Source organism: Ramlibacter sp. (assembly GCF_036676645.1).
Taxonomy (GTDB): domain Bacteria; phylum Pseudomonadota; class Gammaproteobacteria; order Burkholderiales; family Burkholderiaceae_C; genus Ramlibacter.
The window spans coordinates 1-21,129 of the sequence record NZ_JAKFCM010000065.1; the positions used below are offsets into that span (position 1 = coordinate 1).

Annotated in this window: 20 protein-coding genes; 14 read left to right on the forward strand and 6 right to left on the reverse strand. The window is 70.2% G+C overall.

The window, feature by feature from the left end; genetic code table 11:
* Positions 1–7: 7 nt before the first annotated feature.
* The 3 genes from V6M57_RS09775 to dnaA form a co-directional block, all read right to left on the reverse strand.
* Positions 8–2,656, reverse strand: coding sequence for a DNA gyrase subunit B (locus V6M57_RS09775; RefSeq protein WP_332814796.1), 2,649 nt, complete (start codon positions 2,654–2,656; stop codon positions 8–10).
* A gap of 193 nt (positions 2,657–2,849) precedes the next feature.
* Positions 2,850–3,956, reverse strand: coding sequence for a DNA polymerase III subunit beta (gene dnaN / locus V6M57_RS09780; RefSeq protein ID WP_332814797.1), 1,107 nt, complete (start codon positions 3,954–3,956; stop codon positions 2,850–2,852).
* 300 nt (positions 3,957–4,256) lie between these two features.
* A complete protein-coding gene (gene dnaA / locus V6M57_RS09785; protein ID WP_332814798.1) occupies positions 4,257–5,669 on the reverse strand; it encodes a chromosomal replication initiator protein DnaA in 1,413 nt (470 codons plus the stop codon).
* A gap of 191 nt (positions 5,670–5,860) precedes the next feature.
* On the opposite strand from dnaA, the gene rpmH reads away from it, so the two are divergent.
* The 5 genes from rpmH to mnmE all read left to right on the forward strand — a co-directional run bounded on the left by rpmH (position 5,861) and on the right by mnmE (position 10,066).
* Positions 5,861–5,995 carry a 50S ribosomal protein L34 gene (gene rpmH / locus V6M57_RS09790; protein WP_332814799.1) on the forward strand — a complete coding sequence of 45 codons (135 nt, stop codon included), beginning with the start codon at positions 5,861–5,863 and terminating at the stop codon, positions 5,993–5,995.
* Between the two features lie 85 nt (positions 5,996–6,080).
* Positions 6,081–6,506, forward strand: coding sequence for a ribonuclease P protein component (locus tag V6M57_RS09795; protein WP_332814800.1), 426 nt, complete (start codon positions 6,081–6,083; stop codon positions 6,504–6,506).
* Positions 6,503–6,775: a membrane protein insertion efficiency factor YidD gene (gene yidD, locus V6M57_RS09800; protein WP_332814801.1), complete on the forward strand. Its 273-nt coding sequence runs from the start codon at positions 6,503–6,505 to the stop codon at positions 6,773–6,775. The genes V6M57_RS09795 and yidD overlap by 4 nt, the downstream gene beginning before the upstream one ends.
* Positions 6,772–8,502 (forward strand): membrane protein insertase YidC, encoded by a 1,731-nt coding sequence (yidC, locus tag V6M57_RS09805; RefSeq protein WP_332814802.1) that lies wholly within the window; start codon positions 6,772–6,774, stop codon positions 8,500–8,502. Before yidD ends, yidC begins: the two co-directional genes overlap by 4 nt.
* A 184-nt stretch (positions 8,503–8,686) precedes the next feature.
* The gene (mnmE, locus tag V6M57_RS09810; protein WP_332814803.1) at positions 8,687–10,066 is read left to right on the forward strand and encodes a tRNA uridine-5-carboxymethylaminomethyl(34) synthesis GTPase MnmE; all 1,380 of its coding nucleotides are present in this window, start codon (positions 8,687–8,689) and stop codon (positions 10,064–10,066) included.
* 178 nt (positions 10,067–10,244) lie between these two features.
* Here the strand turns inward: mnmE and V6M57_RS09815 are convergent, their stop codons facing one another.
* Complete coding sequence (locus tag V6M57_RS09815; RefSeq protein WP_332814804.1) at positions 10,245–12,230, reverse strand: cation:proton antiporter domain-containing protein; 1,986 nt, start codon at positions 12,228–12,230, stop codon at positions 10,245–10,247.
* Positions 12,231–12,264: 34 nt separating this feature from the next.
* Here V6M57_RS09815 and V6M57_RS09820 point away from each other — a divergent pair, with 34 nt between their 5' ends.
* The 4 genes from V6M57_RS09820 to V6M57_RS09835 are packed head-to-tail and all read left to right on the forward strand — an operon-like array spanning position 12,265 to position 15,310.
* On the forward strand, positions 12,265–13,314 hold the full coding sequence (locus tag V6M57_RS09820) for a KpsF/GutQ family sugar-phosphate isomerase (protein WP_332814805.1): 1,050 nt from the start codon (positions 12,265–12,267) through the stop codon (positions 13,312–13,314).
* Entirely contained in the window at positions 13,314–13,886 is a 573-nt protein-coding gene (locus V6M57_RS09825) for a KdsC family phosphatase (RefSeq protein ID WP_332814806.1), read from the forward strand. The genes V6M57_RS09820 and V6M57_RS09825 overlap by 1 nt, the downstream gene beginning before the upstream one ends.
* Positions 13,883–14,527 carry an LPS export ABC transporter periplasmic protein LptC gene (gene lptC, locus V6M57_RS09830; protein WP_332814807.1) on the forward strand — a complete coding sequence of 215 codons (645 nt, stop codon included), beginning with the start codon at positions 13,883–13,885 and terminating at the stop codon, positions 14,525–14,527. Before V6M57_RS09825 ends, lptC begins: the two co-directional genes overlap by 4 nt.
* Before the next feature lie 6 nt (positions 14,528–14,533).
* Positions 14,534–15,310, forward strand: a complete 777-nt coding sequence (locus tag V6M57_RS09835; RefSeq protein WP_332814808.1) for an SDR family oxidoreductase — start codon at positions 14,534–14,536, stop codon at positions 15,308–15,310.
* A 91-nt stretch (positions 15,311–15,401) separates the two neighbouring features.
* Here the strand turns inward: V6M57_RS09835 and V6M57_RS09840 are convergent, their stop codons facing one another.
* On the reverse strand, positions 15,402–15,875 hold the full coding sequence (locus V6M57_RS09840; RefSeq protein WP_332814809.1) for an RNA recognition motif domain-containing protein: 474 nt from the start codon (positions 15,873–15,875) through the stop codon (positions 15,402–15,404).
* A 563-nt stretch (positions 15,876–16,438) separates the two neighbouring features.
* Here V6M57_RS09840 and metX point away from each other — a divergent pair.
* The 4 genes from metX to otnI are packed head-to-tail and all read left to right on the forward strand — an operon-like array spanning position 16,439 to position 20,018.
* Complete coding sequence (gene metX / locus V6M57_RS09845; RefSeq protein WP_332814810.1) at positions 16,439–17,569, forward strand: homoserine O-succinyltransferase MetX; 1,131 nt, start codon at positions 16,439–16,441, stop codon at positions 17,567–17,569.
* Positions 17,566–18,150: a methionine biosynthesis protein MetW gene (gene metW, locus V6M57_RS09850; protein ID WP_324912307.1), complete on the forward strand. Its 585-nt coding sequence runs from the start codon at positions 17,566–17,568 to the stop codon at positions 18,148–18,150. Before metX ends, metW begins: the two co-directional genes overlap by 4 nt.
* 31 nt (positions 18,151–18,181) lie before the next feature.
* The gene (denD, locus tag V6M57_RS09855) at positions 18,182–19,195 is read left to right on the forward strand and encodes a D-erythronate dehydrogenase (protein ID WP_332814811.1); all 1,014 of its coding nucleotides are present in this window, start codon (positions 18,182–18,184) and stop codon (positions 19,193–19,195) included.
* Position 19,196: 1 nt separating this feature from the next.
* Positions 19,197–20,018, forward strand: a complete 822-nt coding sequence (gene otnI / locus V6M57_RS09860) for a 2-oxo-tetronate isomerase (RefSeq protein WP_332814812.1) — start codon at positions 19,197–19,199, stop codon at positions 20,016–20,018.
* Here otnI and V6M57_RS09865 read toward each other — a convergent pair.
* Complete coding sequence (locus V6M57_RS09865) at positions 20,008–20,466, reverse strand: DUF421 domain-containing protein (RefSeq protein ID WP_332814813.1); 459 nt, start codon at positions 20,464–20,466, stop codon at positions 20,008–20,010. The two genes, otnI and V6M57_RS09865, sit on opposite strands and share 11 nt — an antisense overlap.
* Before the next feature lie 74 nt (positions 20,467–20,540).
* Between V6M57_RS09865 and V6M57_RS09870 the strand changes: the two genes are divergently transcribed.
* Positions 20,541–21,128, forward strand: coding sequence for an IMPACT family protein (locus V6M57_RS09870; protein WP_332814814.1), 588 nt, complete (start codon positions 20,541–20,543; stop codon positions 21,126–21,128).
* Position 21,129: the final 1 nt, after the last annotated feature.

The following is a 21,129-nucleotide window of genomic DNA, read 5'->3' on the forward strand; positions in this document are numbered from 1 at the left end:
GATGACATCACACGTCGATATTCGCCGCCCTCAACGCATTCGTCTCGATGAAGTCCCTGCGCGGCTCCACGTCGTCCCCCATCAGCATGGTGAACACCTTGTCCGCCTCGATCGCGTCCTCGATCTGCACGCGCAGCAGGCGGCGGACGCTGGGGTCCATGGTGGTTTCCCAGAGCTGCTCGGGGTTCATCTCGCCCAGGCCCTTGTAGCGCTGGCGCGAGGTGGTGCGCTCGGCTTCCGCGATCAGCCATTGCATGGCCTGGCGGAAGTCGCCCACCTTTTCCTCCTTCGCGCGCTCGCCCTCGCCGCGCGTCACGCGGGCGCCGTCGTGCAGCAGGCCGCGGAAGGTGTCGGCGGCTTCGGCCAGCGCCTTGTAGTCGGCGCCGCCGACGAATTCCTGCGTGATCACGCTGCTCTTGACGTTGCCGTGGTGACGGCGGCTGATGCGCAGGATGGGCTTGTCGGTGCGGGCGTCGAATTCGCCCGCCACTTCGGCCGGCGTCGAGTTGCTGGCGTGGTCGATCTCCTGCAGCTTGGCCTGCAGCGCCACCGCCGACGCCTCGGCTTCGGCCACCGTGTCCAGGTTCAGGCGCACGCCGTCGGCGATGGCGCGCAGGGCCTCGGCGTCCATGAAGCCGGACAGCCGGTCGATCACGCGCTCGGCCACCTGGTGCTTGCGCGCCAGTTCGGCCAGCGTCTCGCCGCTGATCGTGGTCGGGTTGTCGCCGCCGGTGGAGATGCTGGCGCCGTTCAGGGCCACGCGCAGCAGGAAGGCGTCGAGCTCGGTGGCATCCTTCAGGTACAGCTCCTCCTTGCCGGCCTTGACCTTGTACAGCGGCGGCTGCGCAATGTAGATGTGGCCGCGCTCGACGAGCTCGGGCATCTGCCGGTAGAAGAAGGTCAGCAGCAGCGTGCGGATGTGGGCGCCGTCCACGTCGGCGTCGGTCATGATGATGATGCGGTGGTAGCGCAGCTTGTCGACGTTGAAGTCGTCGGCATCGGACTTGTTGTGGCCGTTGCCGTTCCCGTTGCCATTCCCGTTGCCGTTGCCATGGGCGCTGCCGCCGGCCTTGCCGATGCCGGTGCCCAGCGCGGTGATCAGCGTCAGGATCTCGTTGCTGGTCAGCAGCTTCTCGTAGCGCGCCTTCTCCACGTTCAGGATCTTGCCGCGCAGCGGCAGGATCGCCTGGAACTTGCGGTCACGCCCCTGCTTGGCGCTGCCGCCGGCCGAGTCGCCCTCGACGATGTAGATCTCGCACAGCGCCGGGTCCTTCTCCTGGCAGTCGGCCAACTTGCCGGGCAGGCCCATGCCGTCCAGCACGCCCTTGCGGCGCGTCATCTCGCGCGCCTTGCGCGCGGCCTCGCGCGCGCGCGCCGCCTCGATGATCTTGCCGACGATGGTCCTGGCGTCGTTCGGGCGCTCCAGCAGGTAGTCGGTCAGCTTGCTGGCCACCACGTCTTCCACCGGGCCGCGCACCTCGCTGGAGACCAGCTTGTCCTTGGTCTGGCTGGAGAACTTGGGCTCGGGCACCTTGACGCTCAGCACGCAGGTCAGGCCCTCGCGCATGTCGTCGCCGGTGATCTCGACCTTGGCCTTCTTGGCCAGTTCGTTCTCGTCGATGTACTTGTTGATCACCCGCGTCATCGCCGCGCGCAGGCCCGTGAGGTGGGTGCCGCCGTCGCGCTGCGGGATGTTGTTGGTGAAGCAGAGCACCTGCTCGTTGTAGCCGCTGTTCCACTGCATCGCGACTTCCACGCCCACCATGGTGCCCTGGTCGCTGGCCTTCTCGCCCACCGAGTGGAAGGCGTTGGGGTGCAGCACGGTCTTGCCCTTGTTGATGAAGTCGACGAAGCCCTTGACGCCGCCGGCGCCGGAGAAGTCGTCGCTCTTGCCGGTACGCTCGTCGACCAGCTTGATGTTCACCCCGTTGTTCAGGAACGAGAGTTCGCGCAGCCGCTTGGACAGGATCTCGTAGTGGAAATCCGCGTTTTCGCGGAAGATCTCGTCGTCGGGCAGGAAGTGCACCTCGGTGCCGCGCTTGTCGGTGTCGCCCAGCACCAGCATCGGCCGCACCAGGGCCTTCTCGCCATCGGGGCCGACCTGCTCGCCGACCTCGCCGCTCTTGACCACGAAGCCCTTGCTGAACTCCAGCACGTGCACCTTGCCGTGCCGCCGCACGGTCAGGCGCATCGACTTGGACAGGGCGTTGACGCAGCTGACGCCCACACCGTGCAGCCCGCCCGAGACCTTGTAGCTGTTCTGGTTGAACTTGCCGCCGGCATGCAGCTCGGTCAGCGCGATCTCCGACGCGCTGCGCTTGGGCTCGTGCTTGTCGTCCCACTTGATGGCAACGGGGATGCCGCGGCCGTTGTCCACCACGCTGATCGAGTTGTCGGTGTGGATGGTCACCATGATGTCGTCGCAGTGGCCGGCCAGGGCTTCGTCGATGGAGTTGTCCACCACCTCGAACACCAGGTGGTGCAGTCCGGTGCCGTCGGACGTGTCGCCGATGTACATGCCCGGGCGCTTGCGCACCGCTTCCAGGCCTTCCAGGATCTGGATGGCGCTGGCGCCGTAGTCGCCAGCGGCGGGGAGGTTCTGCGGGCGCGGGTCGGCCGGCTGGGCGCCGGTGTTCGGGTCGTTTTGCTCAGGCATACACGTCTTTTTCTCTGTCGCTCGAAACACGCAACCCGCCGGGTAGGCGGGTCACCGTGCAGTTGTCATGCCGGGCTCGACCCGGCATCCATCACCCGCAGCATGGTCTGGCGAGGCCCCGCGGGCGGGAGATGGATTGCGGGTCAAGCCCGCAATGACACACCTTGGAGCCATCGGCAGCAGATGCTGCCGGTCAAATCCTCATCGGCATGACGACGTACTTGAAGTTGGCGTCGTCCGGGTTGGTGACCAGCGCCGAGCTGTTGGCGTCGGCCATCTCGATGCGGATCATTTCCTGGCTCATGTTGGCCAGTGCGTCGATCAGGTAGGTCACGTTGAAGCCGATCTCGATGGTGTCGCCGCCGTAGTCGATGTCGAGTTCGTCCACCGCCTCTTCCTGCTCGGCGTTGTTGCTGGCCACGCGCAGGGTGCCCGGCTCCAGCGTCAGGCGCACGCCCTTGAACTTCTCGCTGGTCAGGATGGCGGTGCGCTGCAGGCACTTGAGCAGCGGGTCGCGGCCCAGCGTGACCTGGTTCTTGTGGTTGCGGGGGATCACGCGGTTGTAGTCGGGGAACTTGCCCTCGACCAGCTTGGTGACGAACTCCATGCCGCCGAAGGAGAACCTGGCCTGGTTGGGCGCGAACTGCATCTCGATGCCACCTTCGGCGTCGGACAGCAGGCGCTGCATCTCCAGCACCGTCTTGCGCGGCAGGATCACCTCCTGGCGCGGCACGTCCACTTCCAGCGTGGCGCTGGCGAAGGCGAGGCGGTGGCCGTCGGTGGCCACCAGCGACAGCTGCTTGCCCTCGGCCACGAACAGGATGCCGTTGAGGTAGTAGCGGATGTCGTGCACGGCCATCGCGAACGACACCTGCGCCAGCAGCGCCTTGAGCGTCTTCTGCGGCACGCTGAAGACCGGCCCGAAGGTGGCCGACTCCTGCACCAGCGGGAAGTCCTCGGCCGGCAGCGTCTGCAGCGTGAAGCGGCTCTTGCCGCCCTTGAGCACCAGCTTGCTCTGGCTGGACTCCAGGCTGACGGTCTGGTCGGCCGGCATGGTGCGCAGGATGTCGATCAGCTTGCGCGCGCCCACCGTGGTGGTGAAGCTGCCGCCGTCGCCGTCCAGGTCGGCGGTGGTGCGGATCTGGATCTCGAGGTCGCTGGTCGTCAGCTGCAGCTGACCGCCGGTCTTGCGGATCAACACGTTGGCCAGGATCGGCAGCGTGTGCCGGCGCTCGACGATGCCGGCCACCGACTGCAGCACGGCGAGCACCTTTTCCTGTGTGGCCTTCAGGACGATCATGTGAGCCTCTCCTCTTTCATTTCTTTGTTTGAAGGTAGTAGTAGCTAGGTAAGGGGCGGCGTCCCGTGTGGACAAGGCGCATTTTCCCCTTTTTCATCAGGTACTTGCGGCTGCTGGAAGGGTGTGGGCGGGCGTGCTCCCGGGATGTTCCGGGAATCGGGACAACCGGGCTGGCGGCGCCGCCGCTGTGGATAAGCGGGCAGTTGTGCCGGAACGCTCCACAGGGTTGTCCGGCCGGACGGCGACGCGCCGGGCGACCGCGGAAGCCGGGCGTGACGAGGTGGGGACGCCGCGCCAAGTTCACCCCTTCAGCGTCTGCTCGAGCACGTGCAGCTGCTGGTTCAACTCGGTGACGTTCTGCCGTTCCTGCGCGATCTTGCGCACCGCGTGCAGCACGGTGGTGTGGTCGCGGCCACCGAACAGCTCGCCGATCTCCGGCAGGCTCTTCTGGGTCAGCTCCTTGGCCAGGTACATGGCGATCTGGCGCGGCCGGGCGATCGAGGCCGGGCGCTTCTTGCTGTACATGTCGGCGACCTTGATCTTGTAGTAGTCGGCCACCGTCTTCTGGATGTTCTCCACGCTGATCTGCCGGTTCTGGATCGACAGCAGGTCGCGCAGCGCCTCGCGCGCCAGCTGGATGGAGATCTCCTTCTGGTTGAAGCGGCTGTAGGCCAGGATCTTGCGCAGCGCGCCTTCCAGCTCGCGCACGTTGGAGCGCACGTTCTTGGCCACGAAGAACGCCACTTCCTCGGGCATCTCGGCGCCCTCGGCGCCCGACTTGTTGATCAGGATGGCCACCCGCATCTCCAGCTCGGGCGGCTCGATGGCCACCGTCAGGCCCGAGTCGAAGCGCGAGATCAGCCGCTCGTGGATGTCGGCCAGCCCCTTCGGGTAGGTGTCCGAGGTCATCACGATGTGGCTCTTCTTGGCCAGCAGGGCCTCGAAGGCGTTGAAGAACTCTTCCTGGGTGCGGTCCTTGTTGGCGAAGAACTGCACGTCGTCGATCAGCAGCAGGTCCAGCGAGTGGTACTTGCCCTTGAACTCGTCGAAGGTCTTGCGCTGGTAGGCCTTAACCACATCGGAGACGAACTGCTCGGCATGGATGTAGAGAACTTTCGAGCCGGGGCGCTCGGCCAGCAGCTTGTTGCCCACGGCGTGGACCAGGTGGGTCTTGCCCAAACCCACCCCCCCGTAGATGAACAGCGGGTTGTACAGCTGGCCCGGCATGCCGGCCACGTGCATGGCGGCGGCGCGTGCCATGCGGTTGGCGGTGCCCTCCACCAGGGTGTCGAAGGTGAGCGCCGTGTTGAGCCGGTTCTTGAACGCGCCCGGCGGATTGTCGTCGGCCAGTTCCACCGGCTCCTGCACCGGCGGGATCTCCGGCGTCGTGGGCGCGACGAAAGTCTTGGTAGGGCTTTCTCGCTGAGCGAGCGCTAACTCAAGCTGCACCGGCTGGCCATAGAGCTTTTCCAGCGTGGCCGCGATGCGGCCGGCGTACTGGGCCCGCACCCAGTCGAGCTTGAAGCGGTTGGCCACGTACAGCGTGACCTTGGAGAAATCGTCGCTGACGCGGGCGGCCAGCGGCTTGATCCAGGTGTTGAACTGCTGCTCGGGCAGGTCCTGGGCCAGCTGGTCCACGCAGGCCTGCCACAGGCCGCCTGCCCCGCCGATCGGTGTCGTTGCCGGCATGCTGTTGCCGTACCCCTCGCTCATCCGCTTTGCCGCCCTCTGTGGATAGTTGTCATTGCCGGAACCCGTCAATTGTAATTTATGAAGACCTTATCCACATCGGGTTTCCGCTATTGCGCGAGGCCGCCTCCCGGCCTGGCGGGCAGCCCTTTCCTTGTCCGCGGGCCCGACTTGACCGATAATCATGGGTTTCCTTCACGGAACGCACGAACACCATGAAACGCAGCTACCAACCCTCCAAAGTGCGCCGCGCCCGCACCCACGGCTTCCTGGTCCGCATGAAGACCCGCGGCGGCCGTGCCGTGATCAACGCCCGCCGCGCCAAGGGCCGCAAGCGCCTGGCCGCCTGAGGCCGGGGCTGCGCCTGGGCCCCGCCGCGGCTGTCGGTTGCACGCTCGGCCGGCGGGGCTGAGCCCGAACCCCCGTTGCTCCCCCGTGCAGCGGCTCAAGACCCGGGCGCAGTTCGAGGCCGTCATGGCCGGCGGGCGCATCGTCGCCCGCACCGAACACTTCGCGCTGCATCGAGCCCCGCTGGCGCCCGACGCCCGGCCGGCCGCGGCCCCAGGTCCCACAGGGCCGGAACCCCCAGGGTCCCCGGCCCTGTTTGTTGTCCGGCAGGAACCCTGGCTGGGTGCCATCGTTCCCAAGCGGTGGGCCCGCCGCGCCGTCACCCGCAACGCCATCAAGCGCCAGATCCACACCGTGAGCCTGCACTTCGAAGCCGACCTCCCCGCCGCCGCCCACGTGGTGCGGCTGCGCGCCGCCTTCGACCGCGCGCAGTTCCGCAGCGCCAGCTCCGAAGGGCTGAAGCGGGCGGTGCGGGCCGAGCTGCAGCGCTTGTTCTCGGAGGCGTCCCGGTGATCCGCGCGCTCCTGGTCGGCCTGGTCAAGGGCTACCGCCTGCTGCTGTCGCCCTGGCTGGGGTCGGCCTGCCGCTTCACGCCCAGCTGCTCGGCCTATTCGCTGCAGGCGCTGGAGCGCCACGGCGCCGCCGCCGGCAGCTACCTGACGCTGGCGCGGCTGGTTCGCTGCCACCCCTGGTGCGCCGGCGGCGTGGACGAAGTGCCGGAGCACCCGCCCCGGCCGTTCACCCGCCTGCTGACGCCTTCCTCGCAGAAAAAGACTTCATGAACGATATTCGCCGCACCATCCTGTGGGTGGTCTTCGGTTTCTCGCTGGTGCTGCTGTGGGACCAGTGGCAGGTCCACAACGGACGCCAGGCCACCTTCTTCCCGCAGCCCAAGCCGGCGGCCACCGCCTCGGCGCCCGGGGACGCGGCCAGCGCCGCCGGCGCGCTGCCGGCCGCTTCGGCGCCGGTCCAGGGCCAGGCCGTGCCGTCGGCGCCCGGCACCGCCGCGCCGCCGACCACCACGGCGGCCCAGGCGCCGCGCGAGCGCTTCACGGTCACCACCGACCTGCTGCGGCTGACCTTCGACACCGATGGCGGCTCGCTGGTGCGCACCGAATTCCTCCAGGTCAGCGCCGAGTCCAGCGAGGGCAAGGGCGGCACCAGCACCTTCGTGCTGCTGCAGGACCAGCCCGGCCCGACCGGCAAGACCTATGTCGCCCAGAGCGGCCTGATCGGCGGCGACTTCCCCAACCACACCACGCCGATGGCGGTCAGCGGCGATCGCGAGCTCAAGCCGGGCAGCGACGAGCTGAAGGTGCGGTTCGAGTCCCCGGTGGTCGGCGGCGTCAAGCTGGTCAAGACCTACACGCTCAAGCGCGGCCACTACGAGGTGGGCGTGACGCACGAGGTGATCAACAACGGCGGGCAGCCGGTGGCGCCGCAGCTGTACGTGCAACTGGTGCGCGGCGGCTTCAGCGATGCCGGCTCCTCGATCATGAACCCGACCTCCACCTTCACCGGGCCGGCGGTGTTCACCGCCGACCAGAAGTTCCAGAAGGTCGAGCTGTCGGACATCGACAAGAACAAGGCCGACTTCCAGAAGGAGGCCACCGCCGGCTACGTGGCCATGGTGCAGCACTACTTCGCCAGCGCCTGGATCCTGCCGGACGGCACCCGGCGCGAGAACTTCGTGCGCAAGGTCGACAACAACCGCTACTCGGTCGGCATGATCACGCCGCTGGCGCCGGTGGCGCCCGGCGCCGCCGCGGCCCAGGACGCGCGCCTGTTCGCCGGCCCGCAGATTGAGAAGATGCTGGAGGGCATCTACCCGGGCCTGGACCTGGTCAAGGACTACGGGATGTTCACCATCCTGGCCAAGCCGCTGTACTGGCTGATGGACCAGATCCACTCGGTGCTGGGCAACTGGGGCTGGTCGATCATGGCGCTGGTGCTGGTGATCAAGATCGCCTTCTATTGGCTGCAGGCCAAGGGCTACGAGAGCATGGCCCGGATGAAGGCCATCAACCCGCGCGTGATGCAGCTGCGCGAGCGCTACAAGGACAACCCGCAGCAGATGCAGCAGGAGATGATGCGCATCTACCGCGAGGAGAAGGTCAACCCGCTCGGGGGCTGCTTCCCGATCATGATCCAGATCCCGGTCTTCATCGCCCTGTACTGGGTGCTGCTGACCAGCGTGGAGATGCGCAACGCGCCCTGGATCGGCTGGATCCACGACCTGGCCTCGCCCGACCCGTACTACATCCTGCCGCTGGTGATGACGCTCACCACCCTGCTGCAGACGGCGCTCAACCCGGTGCCGCCCGATCCCATGCAGGCCAAGCTGATGTGGTTCATGCCGCTGGCGTTCTCGGTGATGTTCTTCTTCTTCCCCGCCGGCCTGGTGCTGTACTGGATCACCAACAACGTGCTGTCGATCGCCCAGCAGTGGCTGATCAACACCCGCATGGGCGTGCCACCGCAGTTCAACCTGCCCAGGTTCAAGAGCTGACTGCCTGCATCCCTGCGAAGGCGGGGATCCGGACGGGGCCGCGCAAGCGGCCCTTTTTCTTTCTCCCTCCCCTTTGGGGGAGGGCTGGGGTGGGGGCACACCATCGCCCCAACAAGTACGACGTCCCCTTGCCGCCCGCGCCCCCACCCCGCCCTTCCCCGACGGGGGAGGGGACAATCCCCTCGTGCTCCCCCGCCACGACCAGCCGATCGCCGCCATCGCCACCGCCCCCGGCCGCGGTGCGGTGGGCATCGTGCGGGTGTCCGGCCGCACGGTGCAGCCGGTCATCGACGCCGTCTGCGGCCGCGCCCTGAAGCCGCGCGAAGCCACCTACCTGCCCTTCCGTGCCGCCGACGGCTCGCCGGTCGACCAGGGCCTGGCCATCCATTTCCCCGCCCCGCACTCCTACACCGGCGAGGACGTGCTGGAGCTGCAGGCGCACGGCGGCCCGGTGGTGCTGCAGTTGCTGCTGGCGCGCTGCCTGGAAGCGGGTGCCGGCATCGGCCTGCGCCTGGCGCAGCCCGGCGAGTTCACCGAGCGCGCCTTCCTCAACGACAAGATCGACCTGGCCCAGGCCGAGGCGATCGCCGACCTGATCGATGCCAGCACCGAGGCCGCCGCGCGCAGCGCCAGCCGGTCGCTGGCGGGCGAGTTCTCGCGCGAGATCCAGGGCCTGCGCGACGCGCTGGTGCACCTGCGCATGCTGGTCGAAGCCACGCTCGACTTCCCGGAGGAGGAGATCGATTTCCTGCGCCAGGCCGATGCGCAGGGCCAGCTCGACCGGCTGCGGCAGCGGCTGGCGGCGGTGCTGCAGCGGGCCCGGCAGGGCGCGCTGCTGCGCGAGGGCATCAAGGTGGTGATCGCCGGCCAGCCCAATGCCGGCAAGAGCTCGCTGCTGAACGCGCTGGCCGGCGCCGAGCTGGCCATCGTCACGCCGATTCCCGGCACCACGCGCGACGTGGTGAGCCAGACCATCCAGGTCGAGGGCGTGCCGGTGCACGTGGTCGACACGGCCGGCCTGCGCGAGAGCCAGGACGAGGTCGAGCGCATCGGCATCGAGCGCGCCTGGTCGCAGATCGCCGGCGCCGATGCGGTGCTGTTCCTGCACGACCTCACGCGCGGGCAGGAGCGCGGCTACCGCAACGCCGACGAGGCCCTGCTGCAGCGGCTGCGCGCGCACGTGCCCGGGGCGGTGCCGGTGCTGCAGCTGTGGAACAAGGCCGATGCGGTCCCGGAGGCCGTCGTGCCGGACGGCGCCATCCGCCTGTCGGCGCGCACCGGCGACGGACTGCAGGTACTGCGCAGCCGCCTGCTCGCGATCGCCGGCTGGCAGGCCGCGCCGGAAGGCGTCTACATCGCCCGCGAGCGCCACCTGCAGGCGCTGCGCCGGGTCGACACGCACCTGCTGGAAGCAGCCGCCCTGCTGGACGGCGAAGTGCCGGCGCTGGACCTGCTGGCCGAGGAGTTGCGGCTGGCGCAGAACGCGCTGAACGAGATCACCGGCGAGTTCTCGGCCGATGACCTGCTGGGCGTGATCTTCTCGAAGTTCTGCATCGGGAAGTGACCGGCGCGCCCGCTGCGCGGGCCACGCCGGTCATCCCCGCGAGCGCAGCGCAAGCGGGGGATCCAGTGCGGCAACCGCGCAGCGCAAGCGGAAACCCACGAACGACGCGCGTGCGCCTTCGTGGATGCCGGGTCGGGACCGGCATGACGACTTCTCCGGCTTCCCTCGAGGCTGGCGCCTACCCCGCCAGCAGCTTCTCCTCCGCCACCGCCAGCGCCTCCGGCTTTCCCGACAGCACCACCGTGTCGCCGCCCTCCAGCGACGGGTCGCCGTCCAGCGGCGCCGACCTGCCGTTGGCGCGCCGCACGCTGACCACCCGCACGCCCATCGCGTGGAAGGCGAAATGGCCGAGCCGCCGCCCGGCCGAGCGGCCGCCCGGCGGCAGCGTCACGGTGGCCAGGCGGTCCTGCTGGCGCTCGTCGGCCGTGTCGTCGTCGGCGCCGTGGAAGTAGCCGCGCAGCAGGCTGTAGCGCTCGTCGCGCTGGTCGCGCACCAGCCGGATCACGCGCCGCATCGGCACGCCCACCAGCGCCAGCGCATGGCTGGCCAGCATCAGCGAGCCTTCCAGCGCCTCGGGCACCACCTCGGTGGCGCCGGCGGCCTGCAGCTTGTCGATGTCGCGGTCGTCCTGGGTGCGCACGATCACCGGCACCTGCGGCGCGTGGGCGCGCGCATGGGCCAGCACCTTGAGCGCCGCCGGCACGTCCAGGTAGGTCACCACCAGTGCGCTGGCCCGCGCCAGGCCGGCGGCCATCAGCGACTGCAGCCGGGCGGCATCGCCGAACACCACCGAGTCGCCGGCGGCGGCCGCCTGCCGCACCCGGTCGGGGTCGAGGTCCATCGCCATGTAGGGGATGTGCTCGCGCTCCAGCATCCGCGCCAGGTTCTGGCCGCTGCGGCCGTAGCCGCAGATGATCACGTGCTGGTTCACGTTGATGGAGCGCCGCGCGATGGTGGTCATCTGCAGCGACTGCTGCAGCCACTCGCTGGCCACCAGCTTCATCACCAGCCTGTTGCTGTACAGGATGATGAAGGGCGTGGCCAGCATGGACAGCACCATGCTGGCCAGGATCGGGCTGCGCAGTCCGTCCGGCACCAGCGAGTGGCGCTGCGCCAGCGTCAGCAGCACGAAGCCGAACTCGCCGGCCTGGGCCAGGTACAGCCCGGTGCGCAGCGAGACGCCGGCACTGGCACCCAGCACGCGCGCCAGCAGCGCGACCAGCGCCACCTTGAACAGCACCGGCAGCACGACCAGCAGCAGCACCAGCGGCCAGTGGCCGGCCACCACCCGCCAGTCCAGCAGCATGCCGACGCCGATGAAGAACAGGCCCAGCAGCACGTCGTGGAACGGCCGGATGTCGGTTTCCACCTGGTGCTTGTATTCCGTCTCGGCGATCAGCACGCCGGCGATGAAGGCGCCCAGCGCCAGCGACAGCCCGGCCAGCTCCGTCAGCCAGGCCAGCCCCAGGGTGACCAGCAGCAGGTTCAGGACGAACAGCTCCTCGCTCTTGCGGCGCGCCACCAGCGTCAGCCACCAGCGCATCAGCTTCTGGCCGCCCACCAGCAGCAGGGTGACCAGTGCCGCGGCCTTGAGCAGGGCCAGCGACAGCGCCGACAGCATCCGCTCCGGCTCGCTGCCCAGCGCGGGCACCAGCACCAGCAGCGGCACCACCGCCAGGTCCTGGAACAGCAGCACGCCGACCACCCGCTTGCCGTGCTCGGAGTCCAGCTCCAGCCGCTCGGCCACCAGCTTGACCACGATCGCCGTGCTGCTCATGGCCAGCGCGCCGGACAGCACCAGCGCGGTCTGCCAGCTCATGCGCCACAGGCCCGGTGCCACGGCCCCCAGTGCCAGGCTGCCGAGCGTGCCCGCCAGCAGCGTGGCCGCCACCTGCAGCAGGCCCAGCCCGAACACGTGGCCGCGCATGGCGCGCAGCTTGGACAGGCTGAACTCCAGCCCGATCACGAACATCAGGAACACCACGCCGAACTCGCCGACGTAATGCACGGTTCCGGACTCCTGCGCCAGCGACAACGCGTGCGGGCCGATCAGCACGCCGGCCACCAGGTAGCCCAGCATCGGCGGCAGCTTCAGCGAGCGGCAGGCCACCACGCCGAGCACCGCGGCCAGCAGGTACACCAGCATCAGTTCCAGCGTGGACATGCCCGATGCTAACGGGCACCCTAGAATCCCCGCCATGCCCGCTACCCTCCCCCCGGCGCCGGCCGCCGCCGCGCCGGCCGCAGCGCCGGCGCCGGGCAGCCCCGACCCGGGTTTCGACCCCGCCCGCGCGCTGCGCCTGGCCCTGGAGACCTTCGACATCGAGGCCGCCGCCGTGCAGGGCCTGAAGGCCCGCACCGGCGAGTCGTTCGGCCGCGCGGTGCAGGCCATGCTGGCGGTGCGCGGCCGGGTGGTCGTGATGGGCATGGGCAAGAGCGGGCACATCGGCCGCAAGGTGGCCGCCACCCTGGCGTCCACCGGCACCGCGGCCCTGTTCGTGCACCCGGCGGAGGCCAGCCACGGCGACCTCGGCATGATCAAGGCGGTCGACCTGGTGCTGGCCATCTCCAATGGCGGCGAAAGCGACGAGATCACCGCCATCCTGCCGGTGCTCAAGCGGCTCGGCGTGCCGCTGGTGGCGATCACCGGCAACCTGCAGTCCACGCTGGCGCGCCACGCCGACATCGCGCTGGACAGCGGGGTGGAGAAGGAGGCCTGTCCGCTCAACCTGGCCCCCACGGCCAGCACCACCACCCAGCTGGCGCTGGGCGACGCGCTGGCGGTGGCCCTGCTGGATGCGCGCGGCTTCCGCGTCGAGGACTTCGCCCGCTCGCATCCGGGCGGCGCGCTCGGGCGCAAGCTGCTGACCCACCTGAGCGACGTCATGCGCACCGGCGACGCCGTGCCGCGCGTCGGCCCGGACACGCCGTTCCCGGAACTGATGCGCGAGATGAGCGCCAAGGGGCTGGGCGCGTCGTCCATCGTCGATGACCAGGGGCGCCTGCTGGGCGTCTTCACCGACGGCGACCTGCGCCGCCTGATCGAGAAGGGCGTGGACCTGCGCCGGGTGCGCGCGCGCGAGGTCATGCATCCCGATCCGCGCACCATCCGCGACGACGCGCTGGCCGCCGAGGCGGCCGAGCTGATGGAGCGGCACCGCATCACCAGCGTGCTGGTGGTCGACTCGCAGGGCCGGCTGTGCGGCGCGGTCAACAGCAACGACCTGATGCGCGCCAAGGTGATCTAGTGACGGACGTCGTGCGCGGCGGGGCCGGCCCCTCGCCCACCATCGCATTCGAGCCGGAACTGCTGCTGGCCGCGCAAGGCGTGCGGGTGGCCTTCTTCGACGTGGACGGCGTGCTCACCGACGGCGGGCTGTACCTGTCGGCCGAAGGCGAGATGCTCAAGCGCTTCCACATCCTCGACGGGCTCGGGCTCAAGCTGCTGCAGCAGGCCGGCATCACGCCGGTGGTGATCACCGGCCGCGACTCGCCGGCGCTGCGCGCCCGGCTGGCGGCGCTGGGCGTGGCCAAGGTGCACTACGGCACCGAGGACAAGGCGCCGGCGGCGCAGCGCACGCTGGACGAACTGGGGCTGGACTGGACGCAGGCCGCCGCCATCGGCGACGACTGGCCCGACCTGCCGGTGCTGCGCCGCTGCGCCTTCGCCGCGGCGCCGGCCAATGCGCACGTGGAGGTCAAGGCCGCCGCCGCCTACGTCACCCGCGCGGCCGGCGGACACGGCGCGGCGCGCGAGTTCTGCGACCTGCTGCTGGTGGCGAGCGGTCGCTACGCCGGGCTGCTGGAGCGGTATCGATGACGGCCGCCGGCGCCCTGCCCCTGGTGCAGGCCTGGCGCTGGGCCCGCCGCACCTGGGACCGGCTGGCGATCTACCTGCCGGTGATCCTGATGGGGGTGCTGGCGCTGGGCACCTACTGGCTGGCCAGCAATACGCCGTCGCTGCTGGGCGCGCCGGGCGCACCGCTCCCGCCGGTGCACGAGCCGGACTACTTCATGCGCGGCTTCTCGGTGAAGTCCTTCGGCCCGGCCGGCCGGCTCAAGAGCGAGGTGTTCGGCACCGAGGCGCGGCACTACCCGGACACCGACACGCTGGAGATCGACAACCCGCGCATGCGCTCGTACGACGAGAGCGGGGCGCTGACGGTGGCGACCGGCCGGCGCGCCATCAGCAATGCCGACGGGTCCGAGGTGCAGCTGATCGAAGATGCGGTGGTCCGGCGCGAGCCGGCGCCGGGCAGCGAGGCGCCGCCCATGGAAATCCGCGGCGAGTTCCTGCACGTGTTCGTCAACACCGAGCAGGTGCGATCGCACAAGCCGGTGGTGCTGGTCCGCGGCAACGACCGCTTCACCGCCGATTCACTGGACTACGACCACCTCGACCGCATCGGCGAGCTGCACGGCCGGGTGCGCGGGACGCTGGTGCCCGATCCCCGGCGCTGAGCCGCGATGGAGCGCCCGCTGGTCTTCATCACCGGCGCCTCCAGCGGCATCGGCCAGGCCCTGGCCGAGCGTTACTACCAGGCGGGCTGGGACCTGGCGCTGGCCGCGCGGCGGACCGGCGAGATCCAGGCCTGGGCGGCGGGCGCGCGGCTGGACCCGGCGCGCTACGCCGTGTACGCCGCCGATGTCGCGCAGATCGACAGCATCGTCGCCGCGGGCGGCCGCTGCCTGGCGCAGCAAGGCGTGCCCCAGGTGGTGATCGCCAACGCCGGCATCAGCATCGGGGTGGACACCGCGATCCGGGAGGACCTGGACGTCATCGCCCGCACCTACGCCACCAACAACGTGGGCCTGGCCGCCACCTTCCACCCCTTCATCGCTGCGATGGCCGCGCGCGGATCGGGCACGCTGGTGGGCATCGCCAGCGTCGGCGGCATCCGTGGCATGCCGGGGCACGGCGCCTATTGCGCCAGCAAGGCCGCGGTGATCAGCTACTGCGAAAGCCTGCGCGGCGAACTGCGGCCGGCCGGCGTGAAGGTGGTGACGATCTGCCCGGGCTACGTCGACACGCCGCTGACCCGCGGGAACCGCTATGCCATGCCCTTCCTGTTGCAGCCGGCGCAGTTTGCCGACCGGGCGTTCCGGGCGATCGGGCGCGGCAGCAGCTGGCGCGTGATTCCCTGGCCGATGGCGATCGTGTCCGTCGTGCTGCGCTGGCTGCCGAACGCGCTGTTCGACCGGCTGCTGGCCGGCCGCCCGCGCAAGCGCCGGCAGGGGGAGTGAAGAGCGGCCCCGCCGGAAGCCGGGACGCGCCCGAGACGGGATCCAACGAAAAAGGCTCCCGCGGGAGCCTTTGTTCGGAAGGGGGCCGGCTTCAGTAGCTGCTGCCGCCGCCGCGGTTGCCGCCGCCGCGCGGGCCGGAGCCGTACGGGCTGCGGAAGCCGCCGTCGCCACCGCCGCTGCGGCCGCCACCGCCGCCGAAGCCGCGTCCACCGCCGCCGCCACCACCACCATAGCCGCCGCCACCGCCACCGCCGCCGTAGCCACCCCCGCCACCGCCGTAGCCGCCACCGCCGCCGCCAAACCCGCGGGGGCGCTGCTCCATCGGCCGCGCTTCGTTGACCACCACGCTGCGGCCGCCCAGCGGCTGGCCGTTCATGCCGCTGATGGCGGCCTGGGCCTCGGCATCGCTGCCCATCTCGACGAAGCCAAAGCCCTTGGAGCGGCCGGTGTCGCGCTCCATCATGACCTTGGCGCTGGTGACGGCGCCGAACTGGCTGAAGGCCTGTTCGAGGTCGCTGTCGCGCACGGAGTAGGGCAGGTTGCCTACGTACAGTTTGTTGCCCATTAATGGGACTCCTGGAAAGAACACATTGACAAAGCGATGGAGTCCGGAAAACGCATCAACCGAGAGCGAAGCGAAAGCGACCTGCTCACCGCAAACTTGCGTGGCACTGCTTATCCACGTCGATCCATTATGAAGCAGATATGCGGCCGGCACGCAAGGAAAACCGACCCCGGATTGACCCGGATCCAGGGCCGGCTCAGCCGTCCGGCCCGCCCCGGATGAGCTCAAAACGGGGGGTTCCGACGCGCCGCTTGCCTTTTGTCCCCGGCCGGGACGTCCGCGGCGCATGCACCCGGCCGATCCTCCCGCATGGAAGCCTTCCTCGCCGCCCTCGCCGAAATGGGCGAGTAAGGGGCGCCGATCCGGCCGGTGCAGGGCGTCTGGTCGGCAGGGGTCGCCGTGCGGGGGCGGTGCTGCCGGGAGCCGGCTGACGCCGCTTGCTATACTGCCGACCTACAGCGCCGATTTGCCACCGCTTGCGGGCGCTTTAACAAATGCCGCTAAAGACGCCGACGCAACCCGGTCCGACTTAGCGGGCCGGGTTTTTCGTTTCCGGGCCGTCCATGACGCTGATCGCGCAACCGCAGTCCATGCACTTTGCCGAGCCGCTGCCGCTGCGCAGCGGCTCGTCCTTGCAGGGCTACGAACTGGCCTACGAGACCTACGGCACGCTCAATGCCGACCGGTCCAATGCCGTGCTGGTCTGCCACGCGCTCAATGCCTCGCACCACGTGGCCGGCGCGTATGCCGGCAAGGAGCGCTCCGAAGGCTGGTGGGACAGCATGATCGGACCGGGCAAGCCGCTGGACACCGGGCGCTTCTTCGTCATCGGTGTCAACAACCCGGGCTCGTGCTTCGGCTCGACCGGCCCGATGCACGTCAACCCGGCCACCGGCCGCGCCTGGGGCGCCGATTTCCCGGTGATGACGGTGGAGGACTGGGTCGACGCCCAGGCGCGGCTGCTCGACCGGCTGGGCATCGAACAACTCTGCGCGGTGATGGGCGGCAGCCTGGGCGGCATGCAGGCGCTGTCGTGGACGCTGCAGTACCCGCAGCGGGTGCGCCACGCGGCGGTGATCGCCAGCGCGCCCAACCTGACGGCCGAGAACATCGCCTTCAACGAGGTGGCGCGCCGCGCCATCGTCACCGACCCCGAATTCCACGGCGGCCACTTCTACGAGCGCGGCGTGCTGCCGCGGCGCGGGCTGCGCATCGCCCGCATGATCGGCCACATCACGTACCTGTCGGACGACGTGATGAACGAGAAGTTCGGCCGCCAGCTGCGCGAAGGCATCGACCTGCGCTACACCACGCAGGACATCGAGTTCCAGATCGAGAGCTACCTGCGCTACCAGGGCGACAAGTTCAGCGAGTACTTCGACGCCAACACCTACCTGCTGATCACCCGCGCGCTGGACTACTTCGACCCGGCCGCCCGCCACGACGGCAACCTGTCGCGCGCGCTGGCCGCGGCCACCGCCCGCTTCCTGCTGGTGAGCTTCACGACCGACTGGCGCTTCTCGCCCAAGCGCAGCCGCGAGATCGTCAAGGCGCTGCTGGACAACCGCCGCAGCGTGACCTACGCCGAGATCGACGCGCCGCACGGGCACGACGCCTTCCTGCTGGACGATGCGCGCTACCACGCGGTGGTGCGCGCCTGGTTCGGGCGCATCGCCGCGGAGCTGTCGTCATGAGCGACCGCCTCACCATGCACACGATCGCCCGGCTGGTGCCGCAAGGCTCGCGCGTGCTCGACCTGGGCTGCGGCGACGGCGCCCTGCTCGACCTGCTGCAGCGCGAGCGCGGCTGCAGCGGCTACGGCATCGAGATCGCCGACGACAACGTGCTGGCCTGCACCCGGCGCGGCGTCGACGTGATCCAGCTGAACCTGGACGAAGGGCTGTCCATGTTCGGCGACGACAGCTTCGACGTGGTGCTGCAGATCGACACGCTGCAGCACCTGCGCAACGCCGAAACCATGCTGCGCGAGACGGTGCGCGTGGGCAAGCTGGGCATCGTCGCCTTCCCCAATTTCGCGCACTGGCCGAACCGGCTGTCGATCCTGCGCGGCCGCATGCCGGTGACCAAGCGCCTGCCCTACCAGTGGTACGACACGCCCAACATCCGGGTGGGCACCTTCAAGGACTTCGAGGTGCTGGCCACGCGCAACCGGCTGGCCATCCTGGACGCCTTCGGCCTGCAGGAAGGCCGCGAGGTGCGCGGCCTGCCGAACCTGCTGGCCGGCACGGCGGTGTTCAAGTTCGAGCGCGGCTGAGCGGCGCCGCCCGGGCGCTATCCTTGGCCGCATGCACATCCTGATCACCGGCGGCAGCGGCTTCCTGGGCGCCCGCCTGGCGCGCGAGCTGCTCCGCCGCGGCGCACTGTCTCTTGCCGGCGGGCCGGCTGCGCCGATCGAAACGCTCACGCTCGCCGACCGCGTCCAGCCGCCGGCCGACCTGCTGGCCGACCCGCGCGTGCGCGCCGTCACGGGCGATCTGCTGGAGCTGGCCGCGGCGCGCGCCCTGCCCGCCGCGGGCACCGATGCCGTCTTCCACCTCGCCGCGGCGGTCAGCGCCGAATGCGAGGCCGATTTCGACCTGGGCATGCGCAGCAACTTCGCCGCCACCCACGCACTGCTGGAGGCCTGCCGCGCGCTCGGTTCGCGTCCGCTGCTCGTGTTCGCCAGCTCGGTGGCGGTGTTCGGGCGGCAGCCGGGCCGGGCGCTGCCCGAGCCGATCACCGACGACACCCTGCCGACCCCGCAGGGCAGCTACGGGGTCCAGAAGTTCATCGGCGAGCAGCTGGTGGCCGACTACGCGCGCAAGGGCTTCGTGCGCGGCCGCAGCGCCCGCCTGATGACGGTCAGCGTGCGGCCGGGCCGCCCCAACGGCGCGGCTTCCGGGTTTCTCTCGGGAATGATCCGCGAGCCGCTGGCCGGCCAGCGTGCACGGGTGCCGGTGTCGGCCGACACGGCGGTGGCGCTGTCCTCGCCGGCGCGCGCGGTCGAGGGCCTGCTGCGCGCCGCCGAGGCGACCGATGCGCAATGGGGGCCGCCCACCGCCATCAACCTGCCTTCGTTGCGCACCACGGTCGGCGAGATGGCGGCGGCGCTCGAGCGCGTGGCCGGGCCCGCCGCCACCGCGCTGCTGGACTGGGCGCCGGATGCGGCCGTGCAAGGGCTGGTGGGAAGCTGGCCGGCGCAGCTGCAATGGGAGCGCGCGCGTGCGCTGGGCCTGGCCGCCGACGACAGCTTCGAGCAGGTGGTGCGCGCCTACGCGCGCGAGAACGCGCCGGCCGTGCGCCTGCCGCTGCGGGACTGAGATGCCGCGCTTCGCCGCCAACCTGTCGCTGCTGTATCCGGAGCTGCCCTTCCTGGATCGCTTCGAAGCCGCTGCGCGCGACGGATTCGAGGGCGTGGAGTTCCTGTTTCCCTACGAGCACGCGCCGGCGGACATCCGCCGCCGGCTCGAGGACCATGGGCTGCAGCAGGTGCTGTTCAATGCGCCGCCGGGCGATTTCGCCGCCGGCGAGCGGGGCCTGGCGGCCCTGCCCGGCCGCGAGGAGCCGTTCCGCGCCGGCATCCTGCAGGCCTTGCGCTACGCCGAGGTCCTGCAGTGCCCGCGGCTGCACGTGATGGCCGGCGTGGTGCCGGCCGCCGGCGACCGGGCCGCCCTGCGGGCCTGCTACGTGGCCAACCTGCGCTGGGCCGCGCAGCAGGCGCGCGCGATCGGCGTCGACGTGCTGATCGAGCCGCTGAACCCGCGCGACATGCCCGGCTACCTGCTGCAGCGCCAGGACGACGCGCACGCGATCGCGGCCGAGGTGGGTGCGCCCAATTTGAAGGTGCAGATGGACCTGTACCACTGCCAGATCGTGGAAGGCGACCTGGCCATGAAGATCCGCGAGTACCTGCCGACCGGCCGGGTCGGCCATTTCCAGGTCGCCGGCGTGCCGCAGCGGCACGAACCGGACACCGGCGAGCTGGACGGCCCGTACCTGTTCGGCCTGATCGACGAAGTGGCGGCGACCTGCGGCTGGGACGGCTGGGTCGGCTGCGAATACCGCCCGGCCCGCGGCGCCGTGCCGGGCGGCACCACCGCCGGCCTGGGCTGGCTGCGGCGCTGGCGCGGCCTCAGCGCTTGATGATGCTGATCGAGCCGTCCGCCTCCAGGAAGGCGCAGCGCATCTCTTCGAGCGGGCAGTCGTTTTCGCGCAGCACCTTGTGCACGTCCGCGGGGCTGACGCGCTGGCGCAGCAGCACCTGCTCGTACAGCTCGCCGTTGCGGCCGATCAGGACTTCCCGCCCCTCGACCGCCTTTTCCACCGGCTCGTAATGCGAGGTCAGCCAGCCCAGCGCGAAATTCAGGCCGACCAGGGTGGCGGCCACGATCAGGCCGCCCGTGACCGACTCGTCACCGCCCGAAAGGCCGTTCGACACGGCTTCGCTCAGCAGCAGCACCACCACGAGGTCGAACGGGGTGAACTGGCCCACGGTGCGCTTGCCCGACAGCCGCACCAGCAGCAGCAAGGCCGTGTAGATGACCAGGCCGCGGACCATGAACTCCCACCAGGGCAGGCCGATGTCGAACATGGCAGGCAGTGGAGCACGGCCGAGTCTGGCGGGCTGTCGTCCTCAGCCGTGTCCGTGCGTACGATGCTGCGCACATGCTGACGCTGAGCGGACCTGCCGACGCCGAACTGCTGGTGCGCAAGAGCCGCTTCATCGCACGCGTCCAGCCGGTCCCCGGGCGGGCGCAGGCCCAGGCGGTGGTGGCCGGCCTGCGGGCTGAACACCCCGGCGCGACCCACGTCTGCTGGGCGCTGCTGGCCGGCGGCCAGTCGGCCGCCAACGACGACGGCGAGCCCTCCGGCACGGCCGGGCGGCCGATGCTGGAGGTGCTGCGCCGCCAGGACCTGGAGGGCGTGCTGGCGACCGTGGTGCGCTACTTCGGCGGCATCAAGCTCGGCGCCGGCGGGCTGGTGCGCGCCTACACCGAAGCCGTCGCCCAGGCCCTGCTGCACGCCCACAAGGTGCCGCTGCGCCCGATGGTGCGCCTGACCGTGCAGGCGCCTTACGAGCTCGAGGGCCTGGTGCGGCGCGAGGCCACGGCGCTGGGGGCCGAGCTGCAGCAGGCCGCGCATGCCGCGGACGTGCTGCTGGCATTCTCGGCGCCGCAGGACGTGGCGCAGGCGCTGCGCGCGCGGCTCGAAGAGGCCGGGCAGGGGCGACTGCGCTGGCGGGTCGAGGGCTGAA

Coding starts and splice junctions, on each gene's coding strand:
- V6M57_RS09775 (WP_332814796.1), bottom strand. CDS start 2,656: ATGCCTGAGCAAAACGACCCGAACACCGGCGCCCAGCCGGCCGACCCG.
- dnaN (WP_332814797.1), bottom strand. CDS start 3,956: ATGATCGTCCTGAAGGCCACACAGGAAAAGGTGCTCGCCGTGCTGCAG.
- dnaA (WP_332814798.1), bottom strand. CDS start 5,669: ATGAGCGAGGGGTACGGCAACAGCATGCCGGCAACGACACCGATCGGC.
- rpmH (WP_332814799.1), top strand. CDS start 5,861: ATGAAACGCAGCTACCAACCCTCCAAAGTGCGCCGCGCCCGCACCCAC.
- yidC (WP_332814802.1), top strand. CDS start 6,772: ATGAACGATATTCGCCGCACCATCCTGTGGGTGGTCTTCGGTTTCTCG.
- V6M57_RS09815 (WP_332814804.1), bottom strand. CDS start 12,230: ATGTCCACGCTGGAACTGATGCTGGTGTACCTGCTGGCCGCGGTGCTC.
- V6M57_RS09820 (WP_332814805.1), top strand. CDS start 12,265: ATGCCCGCTACCCTCCCCCCGGCGCCGGCCGCCGCCGCGCCGGCCGCA.
- lptC (WP_332814807.1), top strand. CDS start 13,883: ATGACGGCCGCCGGCGCCCTGCCCCTGGTGCAGGCCTGGCGCTGGGCC.
- V6M57_RS09835 (WP_332814808.1), top strand. CDS start 14,534: ATGGAGCGCCCGCTGGTCTTCATCACCGGCGCCTCCAGCGGCATCGGC.
- V6M57_RS09840 (WP_332814809.1), bottom strand. CDS start 15,875: ATGGGCAACAAACTGTACGTAGGCAACCTGCCCTACTCCGTGCGCGAC.
- metX (WP_332814810.1), top strand. CDS start 16,439: ATGACGCTGATCGCGCAACCGCAGTCCATGCACTTTGCCGAGCCGCTG.
- metW (WP_324912307.1), top strand. CDS start 17,566: ATGAGCGACCGCCTCACCATGCACACGATCGCCCGGCTGGTGCCGCAA.
- denD (WP_332814811.1), top strand. CDS start 18,182: ATGCACATCCTGATCACCGGCGGCAGCGGCTTCCTGGGCGCCCGCCTG.
- otnI (WP_332814812.1), top strand. CDS start 19,197: ATGCCGCGCTTCGCCGCCAACCTGTCGCTGCTGTATCCGGAGCTGCCC.
- V6M57_RS09865 (WP_332814813.1), bottom strand. CDS start 20,466: ATGTTCGACATCGGCCTGCCCTGGTGGGAGTTCATGGTCCGCGGCCTG.
- V6M57_RS09870 (WP_332814814.1), top strand. CDS start 20,541: ATGCTGACGCTGAGCGGACCTGCCGACGCCGAACTGCTGGTGCGCAAG.